The organism is Williamsia sp. R60, from assembly GCF_054063855.1.
The window spans coordinates 289,344-313,796 of the sequence record NZ_JBSSGR010000001.1; the positions used below are offsets into that span (position 1 = coordinate 289,344).

Below are 24,453 nucleotides of genomic sequence, written 5' to 3' on the forward strand. Positions count from 1 at the left end.
TCGGCGGCCCGCTACCCGACAGTTTTCAGGGTGATAGTGCCTCACTCAGACTCCCGGAGTGAACTTCCCCAGACGTTCAAGATTTGTCCACGCCGACAACATGATCGACTGAACCAACTCGTCGCAGCTGGGGAGGTCGTCGATCATCCCGACCACCTGACCCGACGCCAGCACACCGGCTTCGGTGTTGCCCTCGACGAGCCCGGCGCGCAACAACATCGGGGTGTTGCCGGCCATGATGATCTGCTGCCAGGTGCGTTCGCCCGACTTGCGCATGGTGCGCCCGTCTTTGAGCATCACCGACCACTTCATGCCGGTCATCTGCTTGAACTTGTTGGCGTTCTTTGCTGCGGCCGCCAGGGCGGTGGGAGCGCTGCCCGATTCGAGCTTGTCGACCAACTCTGTCCGCAGGACCCGGTGCGGCATCCCGTCGACCTTCTTCGACACCACCGTGTCGCTGAGCCCGCGGGACAGATACTCCTTCTTCACCGCATCCGGCACAGCGGAATCCGAGGTCAGGAGGAAGCGGGTGCCCATCGCGACACCCTCGGCGCCATACGACAGGGCGGCGACAAGTCCGCGGCCGTCGAAGAAACCACCCGCTGCGACCACCGGAATACCATCCGGGCCCAGAGCATCGAGCACACTGGGGAGCAGAAGGGTCGTGGCCACGGGCCCGGTGTGTCCGCCACCTTCACCACCTTGCACGATGACCGCGTCGGCACCCCAGGACGCCACCTTCACAGCGTGCTTGGCCGCACCGATGGACGGGATGACCACAACACCGTTGTCTTTGAGCTTGGCGATGAGATCAGGCTTGGGCGCCAACGCGAACGACGCAACCTTCACCTTCTCGCGGATCAGCAGGTCGATACGCTCGGGCGCGTCGGTGGCGTCGGCGCGGATGTTGACACCAAAAGGCTTGTCGGTCAACGATTTGGTCTTCGCGACAGCGGTTTCGAGTTCCTCGTAGGTCATCGTCGCCGATGCCAGGATGCCCAATCCGCCGGCGTTCGAGGTCGCCGACGTCAACGACGGCCCCGACACCCAGCCCATCCCGGTCTGCACGATCGGGTACTTGATCCCAACCAGTTCGGTGAACCGGGTCGCAAGCCCGGGCGCAGGCGCATTCACTTCGCGGCCGATCCGGTCGAGCTCCGCTTCGCTGCGTCTCCTGCCTCCACAGGCTTGACTTCCTTCTCCCGCAGTCCCTTCGGGTCGAGGACCTCGCGGATCAGACGCAATTCCTCATCGGACGGGGTGCGGGTGACGCCGGCCTCGGCGAGACCCGCGACCTCGAAGCCGGTGTTCTCGGCGACCTCATCGGCACTCACCCCGGGGTGCAGGCTCAACGCACGCATCGTGTGGCCGGGACCGTTGAAGTCGAAGACCCCGAGGTTGGTGACCACGCGATGGATGTCGAGGAACCGGTACGCCGGATTGGCCGGGTCGACCTTGTCGTATCCGACACCCGACACCACGTCGACAACCCCGCCGAACACTCTGGCCGAATGCTTGGCCACCCAGTAGCTCGTCGGGTGGTTGATGGTGTTCCCGGGCGCCCCGCGTACACCGAACATCTGGCGGGTGGGCTGCTGCAGTGGACCGAACGCCGACAGGTTCTGGTTGCCGTAGCGGTCGATCTGGTTGGCGCCCATCACAACATGGCGGCGACCCGACGCGACCACGTCGAAGACCTTGCGGAACGGCATCCAGCCCTCGATCGGGCCACTGGCACCCACCGCGGGGGTGTCGGCGAAGATCAACGCCTCGCCGTCGGTGATGAGCAGGTCGGGCTCGCTCGTCAGACGGGCCAGCCGGGCACCGATGAGCGGGGTGGTGGCCATCGGGGAGGCCATGGTCTCGCCGGCGCCGGAAAAGATCTCGGCACAGGCGATCACACAGATCTCGGCCCGGGTGACGTTCGATTCGGTGGAACTCGTGGGTGATGTCACTGTGCGGCCTTTCGTTCGGCGTTCCATGCCTCGACCTCTTTTTGGTACTGCTCTTCGTCGACGGCGAGGAATCGGTCGGAGAACTCTTGCCAACTGGCAGGGTCTTTGGCGGACTCGGCGTAGAAGCGCTGGAACGCCTCGTCGCGTTTGTAGTCGCCGGCGAAGGTGAAGTGAGCGCCGTTCGGCGTGTGCACCACCCGGTCGACATTCAGCCGGTTGAGCAGAAGTCGTTGCACGGGAACGGTTGCCACCAGCTCCTCGGTGCTCACCAGCTTGTCGGTCTCGAGGTAGCGGCGCTTCGCCGCACCGCAGTACAGATCGTCGAAGTAGGGGTCGACGCCGGTGTAGGCGGCATTGCCGTGTTTGTCGGCGATGTCGAGATGCACAAACGCCGCATCCAGTTTCAGGGCCGGCATCGCGACAAGGGTCTCGCTGCGTCCGTCGGCGTCCGGGTACGGCGAGGTGACGGTTTCGAGTTCACCTTCCCAGAACTTCAACACGTCTGATCCGAGTCCGGCGCGGATGGGCAGGAACGGAAGGCGCGATGCGGCGGCTTCGAGTCCGCACTTCACCATTCCCTCATCCATCTCACGCACGGTGATGGCGCCGGTGGTACGCGCGTGGGCGAACCACGGGTCGTAGAACGGCGGCGAGTCGAGCGAGACGAAACCGTAGTATGCCTTGGTCACTTTGCCTGCGGCACAGAGCAACCCGAGGTCAGGGCCACCGTAGGTGACCACGGTGAGGTCTTTGACGTTCGATCGGGCCAGGGCCCGCACGAGTGCCATCGGCTTGCGTCGCGAACCCCAGCCACCGATTCCGATGGTCATGCCGCTCTCGATCTCGCCGACGATGTCGTCGAGACTGCTGGTCTTGTCGGTTGCCACTGTGTTCAGGCCCCTTTACTCGTTGCGCTTTTGGGCTTTCCGGTCTCCACGAATGCGTCGCGGTGTTCGTCGGCGACACCGGCGAGGTTCAGCTCGAACGTGAATCCCTGTTCCAGGCGGTAACTCGTCTTCACATCGACCGGGTCGATGCCGTTGATCGCTTCCTTCGCCGCGCGGATCACGCGGGTGTCCTTCGCAGCGATCTTGCGGGCGATCTCCAGTGCGGCTTCGTCGAGCTCGGCACGCGGCACCACCCTCTGCACCGACCCGAAGTGCTCGAGCTGTTGAGCGGTGACGTTCTGCGCCGTGAAGTACAGGGTCCGCATGGTGTGCTGCGGGACGAGGCGCGCGAGATGGGTGGCGGCGCCGAGTGCACCGCGGTCGACCTCAGGAAGTCCGAACACCGCGTCGTCCGAGGCGACGATCACGTCGGCATTGCCGACCAGGCCGATGCCGCCGCCGACGCAGAAACCGTTGACCGCGACGATGACCGGCACCTCGCAGTCGTAGACCGCGGCGAAGGCGACCGCACATCCCCGGTTGGCGGCGATGAGGGCGTCGTATCCCTCGGTGGCCTGCATCTCCTTGATGTCGACTCCGGCGTTGAAGCCCCGACCCTCGGCCCGAAGGATCACCACATGGGTGGCGCGGTCTCGGCCCGCGGCCGTGATGGCCTCGCCGAGTTCGAACCAGGCCGCCGATGGCAAGGCGTTGACCGGGGGAAAGTCGACCGTGACCGTGGCTATCCCCGGTTCGACCGTGGTGGTGGTGATGGGCATCGATGCTCCTCGCGTACCGTCGGACTGTAGACCAACCAAGCAATTGCTTGGTACTTTAACACCGAACGAACCGAGCGAAGCGGGAGACTGAATGGACCTGGAGCTGTCCGGGCGGGTTGTGCTGGTCACCGGTGGTGTCCGGGGAGTGGGTGCAGGCATCAGCTCGGTCCTCACCGAGCTGGGTGCCACGGTGATCGCGTGCGCGAGGCGACCTGCCGACGACCCTGATTCCACGCCGTATGCAGAGTTCGTGAGTTGCGACATCCGGGATGCCGACGCAGTGACCGCGATGATCGAGCACGTGGTCGAGCGCTACGGCCGAATTGACGCCGTGGTCAACAACGCCGGCGGGTCACCCTTCGCCCTTGCGGCCGACGCATCCCCGCGTTTCCACTCGAAGATCGTCGAATTGAACCTGCTGGCCCCGTTGATCATCGCGCAGGCGGCGAACAAGGTGATGCAGGACCAACAATCGGGCGGATCGATCGTCAACGTATCCAGTCTGAGCGGACACCGCCCGTCACCGGGCACCGCGGCGTACGGCGCGGCCAAGGCCGGACTCGATTCTCTCACCGCAACATTGGCCGTGGAATGGGCTCCGCGGGTGAGGATCAACTCGGTCGTGGTGGGTGCCGTGCGAACTGAACAGGCCGATCTCTTCTACGGCGATGAAGACGGCATTGCCGCGGTGGGCCGGACGATCCCGATGGGACGTCTCGCCTTGCCATCCGATGTGGGCAATGCCGCAGCATTCCTGTTGTCGCCGCTGGCCTCGTACCTGACCGGGTCAACATTGGAAGTACACGGCGGGGGCGAGCGCCTGGCGTTCTGGGACGTGGGGACGAACGAAGTACCTGGGTGAACCAGAGTTGCATCTGTTGAGTTGATATCGAACGGATTGAGGAGCGAATTGATGAGTGGAATCGTGGCCGGCCGAGTGGTCATCGTGACCGGTGCCGGACGGGGGATCGGTCGCGAACACGCGCTCGCCTATGCGCGCGAAGGCGCCAAGGTCGTGGTGAACGACATCGGCGCGGGGCTCGACGGGTCGACCACCGGCGAGAGCCCGGCCGAACAGGTTGTCGCAGAGATCAAGTCGTCGGGTGGCGAGGCAGTTGTCAACGGTGACGACGTGGCCGACTGGGCCGGCGCGCAGAACCTGGTGAACACCGCCATCGAAACCTTCGGGGCACTGGACATCCTGGTCAACAACGCCGGTTTCCTGCGCGACAAGATGCTGGTCTCCATGAGTGAAGAAGATTGGGACAACGTCATCCGGGTGCACCTCAAAGGTCACTTCGCGATGTTGCGTCATGCCGCCGCGTACTGGCGCGCCGAGTCGAAAGCCGGCAATCCGCGGTCGGCTCGTGTGATCAACACGTCGTCGGGCGCCGGTCTGTACGGCTCTGTGGGACAGGGGAATTACGCGGCCGCAAAGGCTGCCATCGCCGAACTGACGATCCAGGCCGCCGCCGAGATGAAGGCATACGGTGTGACGGTGAACGCCATCGCGCCGTCGGCCCGCACCCGCATGACCACCAGCGCGGGTGACGCGATGGCCGCGCAGATGGCGCCTCCCGAGGACGGCTCCTTCGACACGATGGACCCGGCAAACGTGTCCCCACTGGTGGTGTGGCTCGGCTCCGAGGAGGCCGGCAGTGTCAGCGGGCGGGTGTTCGAGGTCGAGGGCGGGACCGTCTCCGTCACCGACGGTTGGCAGCGCAGCGTCAAGCGGGACAAGGGCGCTCGATGGGATCCGGCGGAACTCGGACCGGTTGTCACCGACATCCTGGCCGAGGCGCCCACGCCGATGCCGGTCTACGGTGCCCGATGATCCTGGGGCAGAAGCGATGAACTCGGAGGCCGACCTGATCGCCGGCGCGAAAGCCTATGTGGACGCTCTGGCAAGCCACGACCCGTCCGCCGTACCGTTTCACCCCGACTGCGTTCGTATCGAGATGGGCGTGAAGACGGGGCGCAGCGGTGATCATCTGCGCCGCAGCCTCAGTCGAGGACCTCAGTACAAGGTCATCCACGCGATCACCGAGTTCCAGGCTCGGGTGGAAGGCCGGACCGTGCACGTCACGTTCTACGTGAACGTCCAGCCCAAACCGCTCGGCCTGCGCTCCAAGGTCATCGAGAGCTTCGAGTTCGACGAGGCCGGACAGATCAAGAAGATCGTTGCCAAGTTCGGCGTCCCGCACCGCTGAGACACCGCCTGCGGGTCAGGAGCTGGGGGCCCGGACGACCATGGGGACGCCGGGGAAGTACGCGGCCAGCTCAGAGCGTGAACGACGAAGAGCTGCCGTGCCGAATCCGCGCTTGCGGTGCTCGGGTGAAATCCAGATCCGGACATCCACCTCGCCGCCCGACAGCTCACCGAATACGATGCCCACCTTGTCGTCGCCTTCGACGGCCACGAGCCACACGGCCTCTTCTGCCTTCATGCGACTGCGGGCGGCGGCGATCTCGTCGTCGATGCCCGATGCGGGAGTGCCGCTTCCGTCGCCCGCGGCCCCGACGTCGGAGGTGCGTGCGGCGAAGAGGTCGGCATCGCTGTCATCAAAAGGTCGCAGCGTCAACGTTTCTGCGGTGGCCGCGGGCCGTTCGGTCTGTGTGAACGTGAGCTTGCTGTTCAGATCTTCGAGCTCGGCGGCGTTGGCCCGCCGTGCCGACACGGTCAGGCGGTCGAACGACATCCCCAGCACTGCTTCGGCGCCGATGGTGGGCACGGAGAGGAGATTCGCGATGGCCGAGACGGCCGCGGGCCGGTCCTCCGCCTCCACGATGGCATCGAGCACTTCGTGGCGGCGTTCGAAGGCGGCCTCGAGGGCAGCGGTGATGTCACGGCGGGTGGCGGCACGGTCTGGATCAGTCATGCCCCGATCCTATTAGGGATCGGCCGGTGCGGTCAGCCGGAGTACGACTTCGTGAAGACCTGAGTGGGAGTTCCCGTTGCCAGGTCCACCGTGAACACCCGCAGATCCACACCCGAGGCCGTGATGTCCATCGTCATGAACCCGCGGTCACGGAAGTTCTCGTACAGTGCCGGATACTCTTTGGACGAGCGGTCTTCGACCGTCTTGGCCGCCGCACCCGACACCAGCTGGCGTGTTCCCTTGGAGGCGATGGTGGGGTCGAAGACCTGCAACGAATGGTCGTGACCGGACATGAAGAAGTGGAACCGTCCGGCGATCTCCTGCTCGAAGAACTCCTTGACCAGCACGCCGTTGATGGGAGGTATGGGGATCCCGTCGTACCCACCGGCACTGCCGTGCGGCCCGTTGTTGATGTACGGGTGGTGGGTGCACGCGATCTTCCACGTCGCGGTCGACGCCGCGACAGCCTCGCGCAGCCACTTGCGTTGCGCCGTCATGTAGGTGCCGTTCGGTTCCCAGTAGGGCGCCAAGAACGGTGGGATATAGGCGGCGATCGGATTGAGGTCGAGGACAAAGAACTCGACGACCGGCGCCTGCTCGGGAACGGCCACCGAGTAGTAGCGTCGCGGCATGTACCAGCGGCTCGACCGCGAGTGGTACGCAACCTCCGCATCACCGCGCAGCAGCCAGCCACCGTCACCCGGGAAGACCGCGGTGGTGTCGTGGTTGCCCAACGCCATCACCCATGGGAAGTCGAGGCCGGTGTTCGGCTTCTCGAACTTCTCCTCGAACTGTTTGTCGTCGGGTCCGTTCGGGCCCGACTCGTAGATGTTGTCGCCCAGTCCGATTGCGAGTCCGAACGGATTCTGCGCGTGCAGCGCGCGAGCGGCTTTGGTGACCGCGTACTGCGGGGCTTCGCCGGTACCGGCATCGCCGGTGATCAGCACCCGCACCGACGAGCCGGTCTGGGGAAAACCCGGCCGACCCGACGGGAGGCCACCAGCTCGCGCAGGTCCGGACAGGACCAGGCCTGCGCCTGCGGCGGCGGCCGATCCGGCGAGGAATGTACGCCGGCGGATGCCGTTGTTCGGCGAGGACGGGGTGTTGGTCATCAAGGAATCCTAGGTCGGGCCGGTACTACTGGGCTGGTGAACCAGAGGGCTGCACGCGCTGCGTGCCGCTCGGCACCCGCCACGACTGACCGTGGCGCTGCCCGGACCGCGGGTCGGCGCGGTTGTTCACGAAGAACCAATCCATCTGTGTGGCAGCCGGAGTCACCGTCAGGACTGCGTAACCGTGCGCGTCGGTGTCGACCCAGCGGATGTGCCGGTTGATGTTGGTCATCGCCACGGCTGCGGCCGCTCCCACCGTGTACTCGGGCGCGCCGACGATGTCGTCGATGTTGTTCGACGTCACCGAGGTCACCACGAGTTCGGTGCCGACCGTGCCCGCCCCTGGGTAGTTCGCGGCGTCCACGGGCACGTCGCAGGCAAACGACATGTGGATGTCGCCGGTGATGAACACGGTGTTCTCGACGTTGTTGTCGCGCAACGCCTTGTGCAGACGATCGCGGTCGGCGGTGTAGCCGTCCCACGCGTCGGAGTTCAGTGGGATGCCACCCTTGGGCACCCCGAGCAGGTCGGTCAGCGCTGCCGTGGTGGCCGGCTCCAGCGGGGGGATCAGGATCGGACTGATCATCACGGGATTGCCGACGATCTTCCACCGCGTGGGGGAGGACACCACGCCGTTGGTGAGCCACGACATCTGTGCCGAACCGGTGATGCTCGCCGAGGTGCTGTCGACCTTGTTGGACAGCATGGACTGCTGTTCGGTGCGGTAGGTGCGCAGATCCAGCATCGAGATCTCGAGCAGATTGCCGTACCGCAGGCGCCGGTACAGATGGCGACCACCGGCGTCGACCTCCGGACGCACCGGCATCCACTCGAAGTAGGCCTGCTCGGAGGCTGCCTTGCGCGCGGGCCAGTCGCCTTCACTGGCGTCGTGGTTCTCGGCGCCTCCGGCGTAGGCGTCGTTGGCCGACTCATGGTCGTCCCAGGTGCAGATCCACGGCAGGTTGAGATGCGCGGCCTGCAGGTCAGGGTCGGACTTGTACTGGCCGTGGCGGGTCCGGTAGTCGGCCAGCGACACGATCTCGTGCAGAGGGTCGTGGGGGCGCACGACGCCGGTGCCCCCACCGAATTCTGCAGTGCCGTACTCGTAGATGTAGTCGCCCAGGTGCACGATGGCGTCGAGCCCTGGCTGAGCCGCGAGGTGCCGGTAGGCACTGAAGTAGCCGGCTTCCCAGTTGGAGCACGACACCACGCCGAATCGGACCTTTGCCACGTCCGCGGCAGTGGCGGGAGCGGTCTTCGTCTGGCCCACCGGCGACGTCGAACCGGCCGCCGGCCCGCCGGTGACGTGGAAACGAAAGTGGTAGTTGGTGTTCGGGGACAGACCGCCGGCATCGACCTTCACGGTGAGGTCTTGCTCGGGGCCGGTGGTGGTGACGCCGGACGAGACCACGGATCCGAAGTCGGGTGAGGTCGCGACCTCCCAGCGGACGCTGGTGGATGCACCCTTGCCCGACCCTGGGACGGCATCGGACGTGGGGGTGACGCGGGTCCAGAGGATCACCCGGTCTGGCAGTGGATCGCCGGATGCCACACCGTGACGAAACACGTTGGCGCTTGGAGCCTTCGTTCCGTCGGCGGCCGCACTGCCGGCGTAGACCGTACCCAGGACGCCGACCGCGCCGATCGCGGCTCCGCCCAGGAACGTTCGTCGGGAGGGGCCGCTGACGGCTGGGCCTGAGGTCAGGTGGTCAGCCGATGAGGCGGGGGCACTGGCGCGTGAAGACTCTGGAATCGCAGACATGTCGCCTCGAATCCTGACACACCAGTTCCACCGACCATCGCGCTTCTTCGAGAATTTCAGGCGCTCCCGGGATGAATTCTTGTCCGCCCGGCCGCGCCGCTGCGTGACACCGGGCTCAATTTTGTTCGCCGATGATCACCGTGGTTCGCAGATGATCACCGGGATCTTGCGTTCGGTCCAGGCCGCATAGTTGTCGAAGTCGGCGTACACCTCGACGAGTTTGGGCCACAGGCGCGCCCGTTCCTGGTCGTCGGCCTCACGCGCTCGCATGGCGACCGTCTTGCGTCCCTCTTGGACGCTCACATCGGGATTGGCCTTGACGTTGTGGTACCAGGCCGGGTTCGACGCCATCCCACCCTGCGAGGCAACCACCACCACGTTGGCTCCGTCGCGCAGATAGAGAAGCGGCACCGTGCGCGGTTTGCCCGATTTGCGCCCCATCGCGGTCAGCAGGATGACCGGCGCGGGTTCCTTGAACCCGGCGCCCACCCGCCACTTCGACCCGACCCGTCCACCGGTCAACTTGTAGATCTTGGTGTTCGCCCGCGACCCGAGTTTGACGATGGTGCTGACGGCCTTGCTGTTTAGCGCTTTGGGAGCTTCTTGTTGCGGCACGCGACCTCAGATCCGCTCGATGATGGTTCCGGTGGAGAGCGCCCCACCCGCGCACATCGTAATCAGAGCCGTCGAGGTGTCGGACCGCTCCAGCTCGTGCAATGCGGTGGTGATCAGTCGCGACCCGGTGGATCCGACGGGATGGCCCAGCGCGATCGCGCCGCCGTTGACGTTGACCTTGTCCATGTCGGGTCCGTGGACCGCAGCCCATGAGAGCAGGACAGACGCGAACGCCTCGTTGACCTCGAAGCGGTCGATGTCGTTAATGCTCATCCCGGCCTTCGCCAGCACCTTCTCGGTGGACTGCACGGGCCCGTCGAGGTGGTAGTACGGCTCGGCGCCCACCAGGGCCTGGGCGACAAAACGTGCGCGCGGCTTGAGGCCGAGTGCCTTCGCCTTGTCCTCGTCCATGATCAGGACCGCGGCTGCGCCGTCGGAGACCTGCGACGACGTGCCGGCCGTGTGGATTCCGCCTTCGATGACCGGGCGGAGCTTGCCGAGCGACTCGAGCGTGGTGTCGCGCATGCCCTGATCGCGGTTCACGTCCAGGATGTTGCCGGTGAACTCGCCCTCCTTGGTCCGTTCGGGAGCTTTGACACCGAACACCTCGCGGTCGAACCGGCCCTCGTCCCAGGCCTGCTTGGCGAGCCGCTGGCTGCGCTCACCGAGTGCGTCGACGTCGGCGCGGGTGATGCCCCGCCGGGTGGCGATGCGTTCGGCCGCCTCGAACTGGTTGGGCATGTCGATGTCCCAAGACTCCGGGCGTCGTTCGCCTGCGCCTTCGAGCATGACGTTCGCGCCCAGCGGCACCGTGGTCATCGATTCGACACCGCACGCGATGCCGACGTCGATGGTGTCGGTGGCGATGAGGCCGGCAATCAGGTGATTGGCCTGCTGAGCCGATCCGCACTGGCAGTCGATGGTGGTCGCGCCCACCTGCCACGGCAGCCCGGCATGCAGCCAGGCCGTGCGCGTGACGTTGTTGGACTGCGCGCCCACCTGCATCACACATCCGCCGATGACCTGCTCGATCTCCGACGGATCGATCCCGGCCCGTTCGATGACGGCCCGTTGGGTGAGGCCCAGGAGTTCGGCCGGATGCAATCCGGACAGCCAACCGGCCCTCTTCCCGATCGGGCTGCGAGTAGCCTCGACAATCACCGGTTTTCCCATGTCAAATCCCTTCGAATGCAGATGTCTGATTCCAAAACTAGAACAAGTTGCCAACTGGACACAAGTCCTATTTCACCAGGTAGTAGCCACTGTGACGCATCTTGCTCTACCATCGACTAGAACACGTTCATGTCTAGCATTTAGGTGGTTGCAATGACGCAGGCCGAGAAGGTTTGCCCTTTCGCGGAAGGGTTCGACTTCACCAGCCCAGACCTGTTGGAACAAGGCATCCCGGTCAAGGAATTCGCGGAGCTGCGTAAGACAGCGCCGGTGTGGTGGAACGCCCAGGAAGAAGGAAAGGGCGGCGGTTTCCACGACGGTGGGTACTGGGTCGTCAGCAAGCACGAAGATGTGCGCGCGATCTCGAAGAACAACGAGAACTGGTCTACCGCCGAGAACGGCGTGATCATGCGTTTCGAGGACTCGATGACGCAGGAGCAGCTCGACGTCACCAAGGCGCTGCTGATCAACCACGATCCGCCCGAGCACACCCGCCTGCGCAAGCTGGTGGCGAAGATGTTCACCCCGAAGGCGGTGCACGCGCTCGAGGAGAAGCTCGAGGATGCGTCACAGAAGATCGTCAAGGACGCCGCTGCCAAGGGAACCGGCGATTTCGTCGACGACGTCGCGGTCAACCTGCCGCTGATGGCGATCGCAGATCTGCTCGGTGTCCCCGAGGACGATCGCGAGAAGCTCTTCCACTGGTCGAACAACATGATGAACGCCGACGACCCGGAGTTCAACGAGGTGGACCCTGAGTCAGGGCTCACCCCGGCTCAGCTCTCTTCGGCCGAGATCCTCGGCTACGCGTACACGATGGCCGAAGAGCGCAAGAAGTGTCCGGCCGATGACATCGTCACCGCACTCGTCAACGCCGACATCGACGGCCAGTCACTCGACGAGATCGAGTTCGGCTACTTCGTCATCCTGCTGACCGTCGCCGGTAACGAGACCACCCGTAACGCCATCAGCCATGGCATGAACGCGTTTCTCGACAACCCGGAGCAGTGGGAGATCTTCAAGCGCGATCGCCCCGCGACCGCCGCAGACGAGATCGTCCGTTGGGCCACGCCGGTCAACGCGTTCCAGCGCACGGCCCGCCACGACGTCGAACTCGGTGGTGTGACCGTCAAGAAGGGTCAGCGCGTCGGCATGTTCTACGGCTCAGCCAATTACGACGAGGATGTGTTCGAGAACCCCTTCGAGTTCAACATCCTTCGTGACCCGAACCCGCACGTCGGATTCGGTGGCCACGGCGCGCACTACTGCGTGGGCGCGAACCTGGCCCGCATGGAGATCAACTTGATCTTCAACGCGATCGCCGACCACATGCCCGACATCACCAAGCTCGCCGAGCCGCGCCGTCTGCGCCACGGCTGGATCAACGGTGTGAAGGAATTGTCGGTCAACTACGGCAACGCCTGAGTCGCACGACATCTACGAGAAGCCCCGGACGACACGTCCGGGGCTTCTTGTGTTCTGGCAGAGCGACATTCACGGACGAACGCCCGGCGCCGTGACCCGCGCGATGACCTGTTCGTGACTGGCGGTGTAGCCGAGGTATTCGTACTCGATGCCGGTGCGACTCACGAACTCGTGCCATGCCCGATACTCGTGCTGCTGCCAGCCCGGGTAGTTGAAGAACTCGTCGAACACGATGATCGTGCCTGCCACCAGCCGCTGTCCGACGAGACCGAGCACCGTTGCGGTTGATGAATAGAGGTCTGCGTCGAGGTGCAGGAACGACACCGGCTCGCGATGTTCGGTGAGGAAACCGGGCAGCGTGTCCTCGAACAATCCCGGTACCAACTCCGCCCCGGGAACGTCCGGCAACGTGTCCTGCGCGAACTCGCCGGCATCAAAGCCACTCCGCCACGTGTCCGGCAGTCCTGAGAAGACGTCGAATCCAAAGATGCGGTGCTCTGTTTTCAGTTCTGCGGCAATGATGTTCAGGGTGGTACCGGTCGCGACTCCGAATTCCAGTGCCATACCAGGGATGTGAACCTGCGAGAGCGCGTACCGCAATGTGTCGTGAGGATGCCAGAACTGGGGAGCTTTGGGCATGTGCGCGAGGACGAAGTCGCCTGACTGGCGAGCGGCGTCTGTGTCCATCACATGGGTGAGGTCGCGGCGGACCTGCTGTTCGAGGTGATTCACCCGGCGATGCAGAGCATCGACTTCCTCTCGGGTCTCCGAGAGCAGGTCCATTGTCTGCCTGTGAAACTGTTCGACGAGTGCGTTTGTCTCCCGGCTCGAGTCGTCGACCACCTCGGACACAGCACGCTGGAGTTTTTGTCTGGCACCACGCCGCACACGTTCGAACATGAGCCCATGGTGCCAGCCATCACGCGCAGGCCGGCACCACTTGACCTTCGGGCGTTTCCGGGGTGCGGACCTCAGGCCTTGCGCACCGAGTTGATCGTCTTCTCCACTTCCCAGAACGCGCGCAGAGCGGCCAGCGAGCCGTCCGGGTTGGCGCGGTAGGTGAAGACGCCACGTGCCTCGGAGATGTGGCCGTGGATGTGGGTGACGATCTTGCCGATGTAGGCAACCTCGTTGCCACAGATGATCTCTTCGTCGAAGACGAACTCGATGCTCTCGGTGGTGCCGATCGACAGATCCCAGAAGTGACTGATCCGGTCGTGGCCAGTGAAGCCGATGCCCTCTTCGTCGAACATCGAGGGACCCACCGGGTCTTGCACGATGCCGTCGGGTGCAAAGAGCTTCACCCAGGCGTCCTTGTCGCGCGAGGCGACGTATTCGCGGGAGCGCCGTCCGGCGACAACCGCGGGGTTGTTCTCCCGATCGATGTTGAGGTACGCCGGTTCTGCTTTGGTCACGAGATCTCCGTAGGTTGGTCCAGCAGGCGGTCGGGTCAGTGGGTGGGCTTGTCCGCGCCCACAAGCCACATTGAGAAGTACTGCGAGCCACCGCCGTACGCGTGGCCGAGTGCCTTACGCGCGCCCACCACCTGATGGTCGCCGCCCTTGCCCTGCACCTGGATGGCCGCCTCGGCGAAGCGGATCATGCCCGAGGCCCCGATCGGGTTGGACGAGAGCACTCCGCCGGACGGGTTGACCGGCAGTTTGCCGCCGATCGCGGTCTCGCCTGCCTCGGTGAGCTTCCAGCCTTCGTTCTCGGGCATGAACCCGAGGTTCTCGAGCCACATCGGCTCGAACCAGGAGAACGGCACGTAGATCTCCGCGGCGTCGATCTCCTCGAGGGGATTGGAGATGCCGCCGGCTTTCCACAATGCGGCGGCAGCGTCGCGGCCTGCCTGTGGACTGACGGTGTCGCGATGCGAGTATGACAGCGGTTCGGTGCGCATCGCCGACGCGTGAATCCACGCAACGGGGATACCGTCGGCCGCCTTGGCGTCGGAGGTCTCCTCGTCGCCGATCACCACGGCACAGGCGCCGTCGGACGACGGGCACGTCTCGTCGTAGCGGATGGGATCCCACAGCATCTGCGAGCTCATCACCTTCTCCACGGTGAGGTCGGGCTGATGCAGGTGTGCCAGCGGATTGAGCGCACCGTTCTGGCGGTCCTTGGCGGCGACGATCGCGCCGATGTGCTCGGGTGCACCGGAGCGGCGGATGTAGGAGCGCACGTGCGGGGCGAAGAACCCGCCTGCGCCTGCGCCGACAGGCATGGTGAAGGGAACCGGAATCGACAACGCCCACATGGCATTCGACTCGGACTGCTTCTCCCACGCGATCGCGAGCACCCGCCGGTGGACACCCGAGGTGACCAGGCTGGCTGCGACGTTCGCCGTCGAACCGCCGACCGATCCGGCGGTGTGCACGCGGATCAGCCGTTTGCCCTCGGCGCCGAGCGCCTGGGCCATGGCGAGTTCGGGCATCATCGTGCCCTCGAAGAGGTCGGGGGCCTTACCGACGACAACGGCGTCGATGTCGTCCATCGTCACCTGCGCATCGGCCAGCGCTTTGTCGATCGCTTCGCGGCACATCCCGGCCATGGACACGTCGTGGCGCTTGGCCACGTACTTGGTCTGCCCGGTGCCCTGCACCGCAGCCCGATACCGGCCCATCAGTTCTTGCCTTCCATTGCATTGGGGTCGCCTGCGGCGAGTTTGACGACCATGTTCTGCTGCAGCAGCGGTCCGCTGCTTGCGTGGGCCAGAGCGGTGTCGGCGTTGCCGGCGAGAATCGTGCTCGCGGCGAAGCCGATGCGCTCGAGGCCCGCGGAGAACAGCGGGTTGGCTGCCAGTGCGCCGCCCGAGGGGTTGATGATCGTCGAATCATCGAGTCCCAGCTCGTTTTTGAGAATCAGTTCCTGATGTGTGTAGGACGCGTGGAGCTCGGCGACGTCGACCTTGCGGTTGTCGCCGAGGACGGCATCGCCGGCGAGCTTGGTCGACGGTGACTTGGTGAGGTCCCGTGCACCGAAGTTCGGAGTGTCGATCCGGTGGTCCCAGCCGGAAATCCATGCGGGACGGGCCACGAGCTGCTTGGCGCGGTGTTCGCTGGCGAGGATGATCGCAGCGGCGCCGTCGGTGTAGCGGCAGACATCATGTGCCCGAAGGGGATCGGAGACGTAATCGGACGCCAGCAGGTCCTCCACCGAGCGGTCGGTGCCACGCGCGGCCACAGCCGCCATGTCCGCTTCGGTCCATGCTCCCGAGTCGAGGCCCGCGCGGGCCTGCAGGGCTGCGAGCGAACGGGCGTCCGGCCACAGCGGGGCGACGGTGTGCGGGTCTGTCTGCAACGCCAGCACCTGGTCGGTGTGTGATGCCGAGGGCTTGCCGAATCCGTAGGCCAGTGCCACATCCACCTCGCCGGTGGCGATCTTCACCCATGCCTCGTACAGAGCCCACGCGGCGTCCATCTCGACGTGCGATTCGTTGATCGGCGGAACGGCCCCGATCGAGTCGATCGCGGAGATGAACGAGAAAGCGCGTCCGGCAAGGTAATCCGAAGACCCCGAGCACCAGAAGTCGATGTCGGTGCGGGTGATGCCCAGCTCGGCGTAGAGCTTCTGGAAACAGGGCACCAGCATCTCGACGCCGTTGGTGGTGCCGAATGTCTCGTCGACGTGTGGACTGTGCGCGAATCCGATCACTGCGATCGGCGGCATGTCGCGGTATGTGCTGCTCACAGGTGGTCCTTGTACGAGTCGTAGTCGGCGTCGGGTTCGCCCGTCGGCCGGAAGTGGCTGATGTTTCGCAACGTGTAGTCCCATTCCTCGCGTGGTCGCCACACGGCTTCCACACGAAGACCCATGTGCACCTCGCTGGCCTCGATGTCGAGGATCAGGTGCAGGAACGGGATGTCCGAACCGTCGAGGAGAACGTAGGCGGCAACGTACGGCGGTTTGATCTGCTGACCGAGGAACGGCACGTTGACGATGCAGAACGTGGTGACGGTGCCCTTGTCCGACACCTCGACGACCTCGCCGGTCGGGTTGCCGTCGGTGGGGTCGGCGCCGCGGGGCGGGAAGTACACTGGCGCGTCGGGACCGGTGCGGCCGCCGTACAGCTTGCCCTCTTTGAGTCCCTGCAGATACCAGGTCTCTTCGATCGAGGCGGTGTGGTTCATGGTCAGGGCGATCGGCGTGGTGATCATCACGCCGGGGTGGGGCACCTCGGCGGTGTTGTCCGGTACCGATGCCACCTCCTCGCCGGGGGCGAAGTGCGCGATGTCGTCGATGCGGCCGGTGCGCTCGGTGTTCCAGACGGCGTGCACCCGCATCCCGGTGCTCAGTTCGTCGGGGGAGTCGACGGCGACTGCATGGAGCAGGCTGGTGTCCGCTCCGTCGAGCTGGATCAGAGCCCATCCGAAGGGCTTGGAAAGAGGTTGTCCCTCAAACGGTTCGGCCATCCAGGTCCATGACTTCACGGTTCCGGTCGGCGACACCTCGACGAAGTCTTCGATCCGTTTGTGCGTACCGGGGTCGAACTCGACCGGGGGTACGTAGACGGTCCCGTCGGCGGCTCGACCACCGATGACCTTGCCGTCGAGCAACCCCTGGGCGAACCGCCCGAGTACCGGCCCGAGGGACCGGGTGTAATCAAAGGAGTTGCTCAACGGTGCGGACAGAACTGGATCGTCTGGATCTTCGATCGGGGCGACTAGGGCTGCGAATCCGGCAGATATCTGGTTCACGCTCACGGAATCGAGTAGAACAGGTTCTAGTTATTCTCGCAAGGAGTTGACCGAACAGGAGGTCGCGGCCATGAAGCTCGGTCTGCAATTGGGGTACTGGGGGGCCGCGCCGATCCCGGACGCGCCGGCTCTCATCGCCGCGGCGGAGGCCGCCGGATACGAGGCGGTGTTCACCGCTGAGTCGTGGGGTTCGGATGCCTACACGCCGCTGGCGTGGTGGGGGTCGCAGACGTCCACCATCAAGCTCGGTACCGGCATCGCGCAGCTGTCGGCGCGGCCACCGACATCGGCCGCCATGCACGCGCTGACGCTCGACCATCTCTCGGGCGGCAGGCACATCCTCGGACTGGGTGTGTCGGGTCCGCAGGTGGTCGAGGGGTGGTACGGCGAGCCGTTCGCCAAACCACTCGCGCGCACCCGCGAGTACGTGCAGGTGATTCGTGACGTGCTCGCTCGTGAAGACCGCGTGACCAACCCCGGGCCGCACTATCCGCTGCCGTACCCGTCCGATGCGCCGGGCTCGACCGGACTCGGGAAATCGCTCAAGCCGATCACCCATCCTCTGCGCAGTGACCTGCCGATCTGGCTCGGGGCAGAGGGGCCCAAGAACGTGGCGTTGTCGGCGGAGATAGCCGACGGTTGGCTGGCCATCTACTACACCCCGCGGCTGTCGGACATGTACGAACAGTGGCTGGCCGAGGGCTTCGCACGGGCGGGGGCGCGGCGCACCCGCGACACCTTCGAGGTCGCGGCCACCGTGCAGGTCGAAATCACCGACAACCCGGCCGCGGTGATCGACGCCTACCGGCCGTCGACGGCGCTGTACGTGGGCGGCATGGGCGCCAAGGAACAGAACTTCCACGCCGAGGTCTACAAGCGGATGGGCTACGAAGACGTGGTCCGGGACATCGGGGAGAAGTTCCTGTCCGGAGCCAAGGAAGAGGCCATCGCCGCGGTTCCCGACGAGATGGTCCTCGAGACGTTGATCGTCGGCGATGAAGACGAGGTGCGGTCGCAGATCAAACGGTGGGAACAAGCCGGCGTCAGCATGCTGATGGTCACCACCCGCGACGTCGACCAGATCACTCGGCTGGGCACCCTCGTTTGAGTGAACATGTTCTAATTTCGCCGCGCACGGGTGACGCACGGGTTCGAGTCTCGCGCACTGGTTCAATCCGGCGCGCGAGGCTCACGGCGGTGCGCCAGTCGTGACTACGCTGCGCGCGGTCTGCTGAGAGCTGCTCGAAGCCGTCCCACGACAAGACCGGGCGTTGCCAGATCGGCAGACGACCACCGGACCACGCGCCAGCCTTGCTCGATGATCCTGTCGGTTCGGTACTTCTCGCGCCGAAGTACCGCCTTGAGGTCGTCGTGGTTGTACTTGACCAGCCCGTCGGCCTCGCCGACAACTCGCTGCTCGGGCCATGCGAAGTCGACCCGTGCGACAAAGCCGCCCCTGGCGTCGACGATCTCCAGCTGCAGTGTCGGCTTCGGCAGTCCGCCGTCGAAGATGTCGACCCGGCTACGACTCTCCAGTGGGGATTCGGCGAGGCCGTCCATCATCGCCACCGCTCGGCAGGCTTGCGGGTACCCAGGAGATCCGACGATGAGATCGAGCTCGGCCTCCAGATCAGCCTTCGTGCACAAGCCACGATGCAGCGCCGCGTCCCCGGTGACGACAGCAGAGGCAAACGACGCCCGCCGGGCGAGATCGACAACAGCGCGTGCGGGCGTCGCCACCGGTATTCCGTTCACATGCATCACCGCGGATGGGCGCGCATCCCGTTGCACACGAACGTGGTTGGACGTGCGTGAGCCCGAATGCGAATTACCCGTCGGCAAGGATAGATGGACAATACTCGTGTCCACCTCCCACAGCGGCAGCCCGTGCAGCACGGCGGCCGAGTGCCCACCGAGGACATACCGGTGATCGAGCCGGCGGGCCACCGCGCACGAGAATTCCCGGTGTTGTTCTTCGCGCGGCAGTGCCCGCAGCGTCGGAAGCGCGAAGATCCCAGGCGCGAGCGCATAGACGATGCCGGCCCGTAATGCGCTTCGTATCTCGCTCGGCGTGTACCCGAGCCCCATCAGCTCACCGCGGGTGACCGCGCCATGCCATCGAGTTGTGTCCATGACACCAGCGTGACGTGCCGCGGTGGACCGGGGTGCTCCTCGATGCCACCTTCTGTGGATAACCCGGTGGCTGTGGAGATTCCTCTCGCACGGTCTCGTGTATCGCGCGCTGGTTTGAACCGGTGCGCGAGGATTGAAACGGTGCGAGGTTGAAAGGGGGCGTCAGCGACGACGGATACGCAGGCGCAGACCGTCGGGCATGAGGGTGAGGCGTTCGGTGATCGACAACTCGTAGTCGGGGTCGGCGGGTTCGAAGTCGTATCGTGCGATGAATCGCGCGAGCATCAGGACCGACTCGTGGAGGGCGAACTGCCTTCCGATGCAGGCACGTTCGCCGGTGCCGAACGGTTTGTAAGAGTGGGCGGGACGCTTCTTGACCTCGGAGGCCGCGAACCTGTCGGGGTCGAAACCCAGTGGGTCGGTCCAGACCTCGGGGTCGCGATGCACCTTGGGCAGGTGGACCACGGCCCAGTCGCCGGGCGACATCTCGTACCTGCCGCCGACAACCGTTGGCTCGATCGGCCCGCGGGTGAACCCCGGAGCCGTCGGCCACAATCGCAAGGCTTCGTCGACCACCCGCCGGACGAAACGGAACTTGGCGACCTGCGCGAACTCGGGCACGGCTTCACTGTCGCCGAGGATCTCGTCGACCTCGGCCTGTGCGCGCTCGAGGAGCTCGCGATCTCGGGCCAGGTAGTGCAGTGCGAAAGACAATGTTCCCGAGGTGGTTTCGTGACCAGCCACCAAGAATGTGACGATCTGGTGGCGGATGTTCTCGTCGTCGAGTGCGGTCTCGCCTCGATCGCGGTTGGCACGCAACATGATCGCCAGCAGATCTACCTCGCCTTCGTCGGCGCGGCTGCGGCGTTCGGCGATGAGGTCGTCGAGCATGGCGTCGACATAACGTTTGTGCCGTGCGTTCGCCCGATGGAGCAGCGAGACAATCGGTTTGGATCCCGGTAGCCCCGACAACCCGCCCGTGCGCCTGCCGGTCTTGAGGCCGGCGACCATGGCCAACACGAAGTCGTGAGGGGTTTCGCGTTCGAATGAGCCGAGGTCTTTGCCGAATGCGGCTCGGCTGATCGTTTCGAGCGTCAGGCGGGTCATGTCCGGGGCGACGTCGATGATGTCGCCCCGACCTTCCCAGAAGTCGAAGAGTTCGTCGATGGCCGACACCATCAGCGGGTGGTAGTTCTGCATGGCGGTCTTGCTGAATGCGGGCATCAGGAGGTCGTGTGCCAGACGCCAGCTGGGCTCATCGGTTGCCGCCGTGAACAATCCGTCGCCGGCGAAATCTCGAAGCGCTGCGATTGCCGGCGTGAGTACCTTCTCGAACCGGGATTCGTCGCACAGCTCCTTGGTGAGTTCGGCGGACCCGACCATGACAAAGCGGTGGCGGAAGACCCGGAACTGCGCGATCGGCCACACCTCGGCGGGCCAGTCGAGCATGCTGACGACGGGACCCTCGGGGTCGACCGAACGAAGATCGCCGACCACGGGCAGTCGGCCCGGGGGATGCGGGAATTGATCTGCCCACGTGTTGGGCCCCACCAAATCGTTCAGCGTGCCGAGATCGGTGCTGGTCACCATGTCCGCCCCCTATTGAATCAAAATCCAATAGCCATGGTGGTCCGCTATTGAACCCGTGTCAAGTAGTATTCGGCTGCATGGGTGTGAGAACGCGGATGACGCCGCAACAGCGGCGTGCCCAACTACTCGACCTCGGCGCCGAGTTGTTTGCCGAGCAGCACTACGACGACGTCCACATCGAACGGGTCGCGGAGCTGGCGGGTGTCTCCCGCGGGTTGCTCTACCACTACTTCCCGACCAAGCGTGCCTTCTTTGCCGAGCTGGTTCGACGCGCCACCGAGCGGATGCTTGCCGACACCGCACCCGATCCGCAGCTGCCGCTCCTTGAGCAACTCCGCCACGGAATCGACGCCTATCTGGCGAGTTGCCGAGCCAATCGGCATGGCTCCCAGGCCATCTATTCGGGGGCGGCGAGTTCGGATCCCGCGGTGATCGAGCTGATCGAGAAAGCGACCAGGGGGCAGGAGGATCGAATACTGGCCGTGATCGATCCCGGACGCGACCACCCCGAGCTCCTGCGCATCGCCGTGCACAGCTGGCTGGTGATGCTGAGGTCCGCGTGTCACGCATGGCTGGCGAGTGAGGACATCTCCGCAAGCGACGTCCGGCAGATGGCCGAGCACGCCCTCCTCGGTGCCCTGGCCGGCCTGCCCGACCATGCTCGCGCCGGCGCGATGGCACAGTTGCTCGACATCAACGGGGCGTGAGCCAGGCGGTCCTGCGCTGATTTTCGCAGGGCCTATTGCCGGCCCGCCGAAATCGGGGTGACAATGCGACATCGCGTATTTTTCTGACCGGGCATTTTACGGCCCGATGCCAGGTTGCCGATCGACGGCGACGTATTTGAGAGACAAAAGTACATGTGTGTAGCGCCACGTCTCCGGTGAGCGATAGAGAGGCTTAGATACTGTGATCGCGACGAAAGGTGCGGCAATTGAAAATTGTTGAAAATCAGCGGAGCAAGAAGTCGAAGGCGGCGCATGTGGTTGCGGCCGTTGCGTCTAAGAGCCCGGCGGTGGTGACGGCGAAAACCGCCTACAAGACCGGAAAGACGACGACGTCGGTGTTGCCGAAGTTGATCGGTTTCGGAATCGCCGGTACCGGTTTGGCGCACTTTGTTGTTCCGCAGGCTTTCGAATCGATCACAAAGCCTGCATTTCCCGAGAACACGCGTGAATGGATTTACGCGAATGGTGCAAGCGAGACGCTGATCGGCCTCGCCATCTCCGACAGCCGGTCCCGCGTTTACGGTTTGGTCGGGTTGGCCGCATACGTCGGATTCCTCGGCAGTCGAGTCGTGCGGGCCTGAACCACGTCCATGAACGCTGACGCTCCAGTACGTAGATCCAGAGGGCGCCCCAAGGTCGCAGGTTTGGCCGATCAGCGGCGTACCCAGATCATCGAAGCTGCTTTCCGGGTGCTGACCGAGCGCGGCTACGAGGGCACGAGTATCGCCGAGATCGCGCAGGAAGCGGGTATCGGTCAGGGCACCGTCTATCGGTACGTGAGCAGCAAACGTGAACTGCTGGACCACGTGTTCGATTGGGCGGTCGAGCGGTTGTTCCACTCGGTGGATCCGTACTCGATGCTCCAGGACGAGCCGACCTCTCCGACCGAGCTGCTCCGACGGTTCCAGATCATCGCCGATCGGCTGTACGACCTCATCGACGAAGATCCCGCGATGCTGAAGCTGATCGGGGTGCAGGCCAGCGCCATCGACAAAGAACTCAAGGCCAGGGTCGTCGGCCTCGAGGGAATGCTGAATGCCGTTGTACTGCAATCGCTCACGCAGGCGATCGAGCACGGTTGGCTGGTGTTGTCCACGGCTCAGAAGCCGGTGGTCGCCCGGATGTTGATGATGATGTCGCTCCCCGGCGTCGTGATGTCGCTGCGTCGCGGCATCGATGTGGCACAACGCGGCCGGTACGTCGACGGCGCAGCCGAAATTGCTCTGCACGGAATACTGAAACGATAGAAAGGCTGGATGAAACAGTGGTGCAGCCTACGGTGCGGTCGGATACCCGACGCACCCGGAAGCGTCGGATCCAACTGCTGGACGCGGCACTGGAGACGTTCGTCGAGCGGGGATACAGCGATGTCGGGGTCGCTGAGATAGTTGCCCGGATCGGTTGCAGCCACGGCACTTTCTACAACTACTTCGACAACAAGCGCGACGCTCTCGATGCATTGCTGTCACGCGAACTCGCCGAGATGGTCGCCGTGGCCGAGTTGCACCGTCCGCGCCCGCGCACGCGCGAAGAGTTCGTCACCGGGCTCGGTGAGCTGGTCGGACGTCTGCTCGAGTATGCGCTCGAGCGCCCCCACGTCTTGACGTTCCTCGCCATGGAGGCCCCGGGCATCGACTCGGCTGCGATGGAGACGTTGGCAGGCAGCTATGCCCAACTGGGACATCTGTGTGGGCAGTACATCCGCCACGGCATCGAGGACGGCTATCTCCGGGACGGACTCGACATCGACATCGCAGGCGAAGCGGTGCTGTCGTGCCTGATGGGCGCGGTTCTGCCGATCATCTTGGACAACAGTGCGGTGGTCGACATCGATGCCACCGCCGAGACGGTGGTCGAGTTCGTCTGTTACGGGCTGAACGGACTGGACGCGACCACCGCGGCAGGTATCGCTACTGGCCGGTGAACTCGGGGGTTCGCTTCTCCGCGAACGCTTTCGGCCCGATCTTGGCGTCCTTGCTCATGAACACCTTGACGCCGAGTTCGGCGTCGATCTTGAACGCGTCCTTCTCGTGCATGCCCTCGGTGTCGCGGATGGCCTTGAGGATTGCCTGCACGGCGAGTGGCCCGTTCGCGGCGATCTGCGCGGCGATGTCGAGGGCTTTGTCGAGTGCGGTGCCATCGGGCACCACGTGGCCGATCAGCCCGTAGTCCAGCGCTTCCTGGGCGGTGATGTGCCGGCCGGTGAGCAGTATCTCGGCGGCGACGGTGTACGGGATCTGCCGGACCAGGCGAACTGCACTTCCGCCGAGTGGGTACAGGCCCCATTTGGCCTCGGACACACCGAATTTCGCGCTCTCGCCGGCAACCCGGATGTCGGTGCCCTGCAGGATCTCGGTGCCACCGGCGATCGCGGGGCCCTCGACGGCCGCGATGACGGGCTTGGTCACCCTTCGGCCCTTGAGCAGGGAGTCGAGCATGTTCGGATTGAAGCCGCCGCTCTTGAACGAGTCACCGGGGGCGGACTTGTTCATGTTCTTCAGGTCGGCGCCGGCACAGAAGTAGCCACCCGCGCCGGTCAGGATCACGGTTCGGATCTCGTTGTCCTCATCGGCCTGGTCCCAGGCCTCTCCCATGATGGCCAACATGTCACCCGACAGGGCGTTGCGGACTTCGGGCCTGTTCATCGTGACGATCAACGTGTGATCGCGCTTCTCGACGAGACAGTGGGGGGCGGAATCAGACATCTGGGCTCCT

26 protein-coding genes are annotated in these 24,453 nt (G+C 64.7%); 9 read left to right on the forward strand and 17 right to left on the reverse strand.

All coding sequences use genetic code 11. The annotated features are described in order from the left end of the window. Positions 1–45: 45 nt before the first annotated feature. Genes ACVWY6_RS01215 through echA20 form a run of 4 tightly spaced genes read right to left on the reverse strand, consistent with a single transcriptional unit; the run spans position 46 to position 3,621 of the window. Positions 46–1,134 carry an NAD(P)H-dependent flavin oxidoreductase gene (locus tag ACVWY6_RS01215; RefSeq protein WP_457535727.1) on the reverse strand — a complete coding sequence of 363 codons (1,089 nt, stop codon included), beginning with the start codon at positions 1,132–1,134 and terminating at the stop codon, positions 46–48. Beyond that, the gene (locus ACVWY6_RS01220; RefSeq protein ID WP_457535729.1) at positions 1,131–1,955 is read right to left on the reverse strand and encodes a CoA-transferase; all 825 of its coding nucleotides are present in this window, start codon (positions 1,953–1,955) and stop codon (positions 1,131–1,133) included. Before ACVWY6_RS01220 ends, ACVWY6_RS01215 begins: the two co-directional genes overlap by 4 nt. Further along, a complete protein-coding gene (locus ACVWY6_RS01225) occupies positions 1,952–2,842 on the reverse strand; it encodes a CoA transferase subunit A (RefSeq protein WP_023961168.1) in 891 nt (296 codons plus the stop codon). Before ACVWY6_RS01225 ends, ACVWY6_RS01220 begins: the two co-directional genes overlap by 4 nt. A gap of 5 nt (positions 2,843–2,847) precedes the next feature. After that, positions 2,848–3,621 carry a (7aS)-7a-methyl-1,5-dioxo-2,3,5,6,7,7a-hexahydro-1H-indene-carboxyl-CoA hydrolase gene (echA20, locus tag ACVWY6_RS01230; RefSeq protein ID WP_457535731.1) on the reverse strand — a complete coding sequence of 258 codons (774 nt, stop codon included), beginning with the start codon at positions 3,619–3,621 and terminating at the stop codon, positions 2,848–2,850. 91 nt (positions 3,622–3,712) lie between these two features. Here echA20 and ACVWY6_RS01235 point away from each other — a divergent pair, with 91 nt between their 5' ends. The 3 genes from ACVWY6_RS01235 to ACVWY6_RS01245 are packed head-to-tail and all read left to right on the forward strand — an operon-like array spanning position 3,713 to position 5,831. After that, positions 3,713–4,483, forward strand: coding sequence for an SDR family oxidoreductase (locus ACVWY6_RS01235; protein ID WP_457535733.1), 771 nt, complete (start codon positions 3,713–3,715; stop codon positions 4,481–4,483). Between the two features lie 51 nt (positions 4,484–4,534). Beyond that, a complete protein-coding gene (locus ACVWY6_RS01240) occupies positions 4,535–5,455 on the forward strand; it encodes an SDR family oxidoreductase (protein WP_457535734.1) in 921 nt (306 codons plus the stop codon). 16 nt (positions 5,456–5,471) lie between these two features. After that, positions 5,472–5,831, forward strand: coding sequence for a nuclear transport factor 2 family protein (locus ACVWY6_RS01245; RefSeq protein WP_457535736.1), 360 nt, complete (start codon positions 5,472–5,474; stop codon positions 5,829–5,831). A gap of 15 nt (positions 5,832–5,846) precedes the next feature. On the opposite strand, the gene ACVWY6_RS01250 is transcribed toward ACVWY6_RS01245, so the two are convergent. The 5 genes from ACVWY6_RS01250 to ACVWY6_RS01270 form a co-directional block, all read right to left on the reverse strand. Next, positions 5,847–6,500, reverse strand: coding sequence for a GNAT family N-acetyltransferase (locus tag ACVWY6_RS01250; RefSeq protein WP_457535737.1), 654 nt, complete (start codon positions 6,498–6,500; stop codon positions 5,847–5,849). A gap of 32 nt (positions 6,501–6,532) precedes the next feature. Then, positions 6,533–7,612, reverse strand: coding sequence for a metallophosphoesterase (locus ACVWY6_RS01255; protein ID WP_457535739.1), 1,080 nt, complete (start codon positions 7,610–7,612; stop codon positions 6,533–6,535). Between the two features lie 25 nt (positions 7,613–7,637). After that, the gene (locus tag ACVWY6_RS01260) at positions 7,638–9,374 is read right to left on the reverse strand and encodes an alkaline phosphatase D family protein (protein ID WP_457535741.1); all 1,737 of its coding nucleotides are present in this window, start codon (positions 9,372–9,374) and stop codon (positions 7,638–7,640) included. 135 nt (positions 9,375–9,509) lie between these two features. Beyond that, complete coding sequence (locus ACVWY6_RS01265; protein WP_030172622.1) at positions 9,510–9,989, reverse strand: nitroreductase family deazaflavin-dependent oxidoreductase; 480 nt, start codon at positions 9,987–9,989, stop codon at positions 9,510–9,512. Positions 9,990–9,995: 6 nt separating this feature from the next. Further along, the gene (locus ACVWY6_RS01270) at positions 9,996–11,162 is read right to left on the reverse strand and encodes a steroid 3-ketoacyl-CoA thiolase (protein WP_023961180.1); all 1,167 of its coding nucleotides are present in this window, start codon (positions 11,160–11,162) and stop codon (positions 9,996–9,998) included. Between the two features lie 153 nt (positions 11,163–11,315). On the opposite strand from ACVWY6_RS01270, the gene ACVWY6_RS01275 reads away from it, so the two are divergent. Beyond that, positions 11,316–12,587 carry a cytochrome P450 gene (locus ACVWY6_RS01275; RefSeq protein ID WP_030172625.1) on the forward strand — a complete coding sequence of 424 codons (1,272 nt, stop codon included), beginning with the start codon at positions 11,316–11,318 and terminating at the stop codon, positions 12,585–12,587. A 69-nt stretch (positions 12,588–12,656) separates the two neighbouring features. Here the strand turns inward: ACVWY6_RS01275 and ACVWY6_RS01280 are convergent, their stop codons facing one another. The 5 genes from ACVWY6_RS01280 to ACVWY6_RS01300 all read right to left on the reverse strand — a co-directional run bounded on the left by ACVWY6_RS01280 (position 12,657) and on the right by ACVWY6_RS01300 (position 17,293). Then, positions 12,657–13,487: a TylF/MycF/NovP-related O-methyltransferase gene (locus ACVWY6_RS01280; protein ID WP_457535743.1), complete on the reverse strand. Its 831-nt coding sequence runs from the start codon at positions 13,485–13,487 to the stop codon at positions 12,657–12,659. 71 nt (positions 13,488–13,558) lie between these two features. Further along, positions 13,559–14,002, reverse strand: a complete 444-nt coding sequence (locus ACVWY6_RS01285) for a nuclear transport factor 2 family protein (RefSeq protein WP_023961186.1) — start codon at positions 14,000–14,002, stop codon at positions 13,559–13,561. A 35-nt stretch (positions 14,003–14,037) separates the two neighbouring features. Then, entirely contained in the window at positions 14,038–15,213 is a 1,176-nt protein-coding gene (locus ACVWY6_RS01290; protein ID WP_062797183.1) for a thiolase domain-containing protein, read from the reverse strand. After that, positions 15,213–16,259, reverse strand: a complete 1,047-nt coding sequence (locus ACVWY6_RS01295; RefSeq protein ID WP_400726683.1) for a thiolase domain-containing protein — start codon at positions 16,257–16,259, stop codon at positions 15,213–15,215. Before ACVWY6_RS01295 ends, ACVWY6_RS01290 begins: the two co-directional genes overlap by 1 nt. A 17-nt stretch (positions 16,260–16,276) precedes the next feature. After that, positions 16,277–17,293 carry a Zn-ribbon domain-containing OB-fold protein gene (locus ACVWY6_RS01300; protein ID WP_030172642.1) on the reverse strand — a complete coding sequence of 339 codons (1,017 nt, stop codon included), beginning with the start codon at positions 17,291–17,293 and terminating at the stop codon, positions 16,277–16,279. A 64-nt stretch (positions 17,294–17,357) separates the two neighbouring features. On the opposite strand from ACVWY6_RS01300, the gene ACVWY6_RS01305 reads away from it, so the two are divergent. Continuing rightward, a complete protein-coding gene (locus ACVWY6_RS01305; RefSeq protein ID WP_030172645.1) occupies positions 17,358–18,395 on the forward strand; it encodes an LLM class F420-dependent oxidoreductase in 1,038 nt (345 codons plus the stop codon). Between the two features lie 104 nt (positions 18,396–18,499). Here the strand turns inward: ACVWY6_RS01305 and ACVWY6_RS01310 are convergent, their stop codons facing one another. Next, positions 18,500–19,420 carry a type IV toxin-antitoxin system AbiEi family antitoxin gene (locus ACVWY6_RS01310; protein WP_457535745.1) on the reverse strand — a complete coding sequence of 307 codons (921 nt, stop codon included), beginning with the start codon at positions 19,418–19,420 and terminating at the stop codon, positions 18,500–18,502. 162 nt (positions 19,421–19,582) lie between these two features. Beyond that, entirely contained in the window at positions 19,583–21,010 is a 1,428-nt protein-coding gene (locus ACVWY6_RS01315; protein ID WP_023961198.1) for a cytochrome P450, read from the reverse strand. Between the two features lie 77 nt (positions 21,011–21,087). Between ACVWY6_RS01315 and ACVWY6_RS01320 the strand changes: the two genes are divergently transcribed. The 4 genes from ACVWY6_RS01320 (at position 21,088) to ACVWY6_RS01335 (ending at position 23,662) form a co-directional block, all read left to right on the forward strand. Next, complete coding sequence (locus ACVWY6_RS01320; RefSeq protein ID WP_023961200.1) at positions 21,088–21,717, forward strand: TetR/AcrR family transcriptional regulator; 630 nt, start codon at positions 21,088–21,090, stop codon at positions 21,715–21,717. A gap of 227 nt (positions 21,718–21,944) precedes the next feature. Then, positions 21,945–22,319, forward strand: a complete 375-nt coding sequence (locus ACVWY6_RS01325; protein ID WP_369792656.1) for a hypothetical protein — start codon at positions 21,945–21,947, stop codon at positions 22,317–22,319. Positions 22,320–22,382: 63 nt separating this feature from the next. Further along, positions 22,383–22,985 (forward strand): TetR/AcrR family transcriptional regulator, encoded by a 603-nt coding sequence (locus tag ACVWY6_RS01330; RefSeq protein ID WP_457535748.1) that lies wholly within the window; start codon positions 22,383–22,385, stop codon positions 22,983–22,985. 17 nt (positions 22,986–23,002) lie between these two features. After that, positions 23,003–23,662 carry a TetR/AcrR family transcriptional regulator gene (locus tag ACVWY6_RS01335; protein WP_235189632.1) on the forward strand — a complete coding sequence of 220 codons (660 nt, stop codon included), beginning with the start codon at positions 23,003–23,005 and terminating at the stop codon, positions 23,660–23,662. Here ACVWY6_RS01335 and ACVWY6_RS01340 read toward each other — a convergent pair. After that, positions 23,649–24,443: a crotonase/enoyl-CoA hydratase family protein gene (locus tag ACVWY6_RS01340; protein ID WP_023961206.1), complete on the reverse strand. Its 795-nt coding sequence runs from the start codon at positions 24,441–24,443 to the stop codon at positions 23,649–23,651. The two genes, ACVWY6_RS01335 and ACVWY6_RS01340, sit on opposite strands and share 14 nt — an antisense overlap. Between the last annotated feature and the right edge of the window lie 10 nt (positions 24,444–24,453).

Excerpts from the sequence above, each read along its gene's own strand:
- echA20 (WP_457535731.1), bottom strand. The coding sequence starts at position 3,621 with ATGCCCATCACCACCACCACGGTCGAACCGGGGATAGCCACGGTCACG.
- ACVWY6_RS01235 (WP_457535733.1), top strand. The coding sequence starts at position 3,713 with ATGGACCTGGAGCTGTCCGGGCGGGTTGTGCTGGTCACCGGTGGTGTC.
- ACVWY6_RS01240 (WP_457535734.1), top strand. The coding sequence starts at position 4,535 with ATGAGTGGAATCGTGGCCGGCCGAGTGGTCATCGTGACCGGTGCCGGA.
- ACVWY6_RS01245 (WP_457535736.1), top strand. The coding sequence starts at position 5,472 with ATGAACTCGGAGGCCGACCTGATCGCCGGCGCGAAAGCCTATGTGGAC.
- ACVWY6_RS01250 (WP_457535737.1), bottom strand. The coding sequence starts at position 6,500 with ATGACTGATCCAGACCGTGCCGCCACCCGCCGTGACATCACCGCTGCC.
- ACVWY6_RS01255 (WP_457535739.1), bottom strand. The coding sequence starts at position 7,612 with ATGACCAACACCCCGTCCTCGCCGAACAACGGCATCCGCCGGCGTACA.
- ACVWY6_RS01260 (WP_457535741.1), bottom strand. The coding sequence starts at position 9,374 with ATGTCTGCGATTCCAGAGTCTTCACGCGCCAGTGCCCCCGCCTCATCG.
- ACVWY6_RS01270 (WP_023961180.1), bottom strand. The coding sequence starts at position 11,162 with ATGGGAAAACCGGTGATTGTCGAGGCTACTCGCAGCCCGATCGGGAAG.
- ACVWY6_RS01275 (WP_030172625.1), top strand. The coding sequence starts at position 11,316 with ATGACGCAGGCCGAGAAGGTTTGCCCTTTCGCGGAAGGGTTCGACTTC.
- ACVWY6_RS01280 (WP_457535743.1), bottom strand. The coding sequence starts at position 13,487 with ATGTTCGAACGTGTGCGGCGTGGTGCCAGACAAAAACTCCAGCGTGCT.
- ACVWY6_RS01290 (WP_062797183.1), bottom strand. The coding sequence starts at position 15,213 with ATGGGCCGGTATCGGGCTGCGGTGCAGGGCACCGGGCAGACCAAGTAC.
- ACVWY6_RS01295 (WP_400726683.1), bottom strand. The coding sequence starts at position 16,259 with ATGCCGCCGATCGCAGTGATCGGATTCGCGCACAGTCCACACGTCGAC.
- ACVWY6_RS01305 (WP_030172645.1), top strand. The coding sequence starts at position 17,358 with ATGAAGCTCGGTCTGCAATTGGGGTACTGGGGGGCCGCGCCGATCCCG.
- ACVWY6_RS01310 (WP_457535745.1), bottom strand. The coding sequence starts at position 19,420 with ATGGACACAACTCGATGGCATGGCGCGGTCACCCGCGGTGAGCTGATG.
- ACVWY6_RS01315 (WP_023961198.1), bottom strand. The coding sequence starts at position 21,010 with ATGGTGACCAGCACCGATCTCGGCACGCTGAACGATTTGGTGGGGCCC.
- ACVWY6_RS01320 (WP_023961200.1), top strand. The coding sequence starts at position 21,088 with ATGGGTGTGAGAACGCGGATGACGCCGCAACAGCGGCGTGCCCAACTA.
- ACVWY6_RS01340 (WP_023961206.1), bottom strand. The coding sequence starts at position 24,443 with ATGTCTGATTCCGCCCCCCACTGTCTCGTCGAGAAGCGCGATCACACG.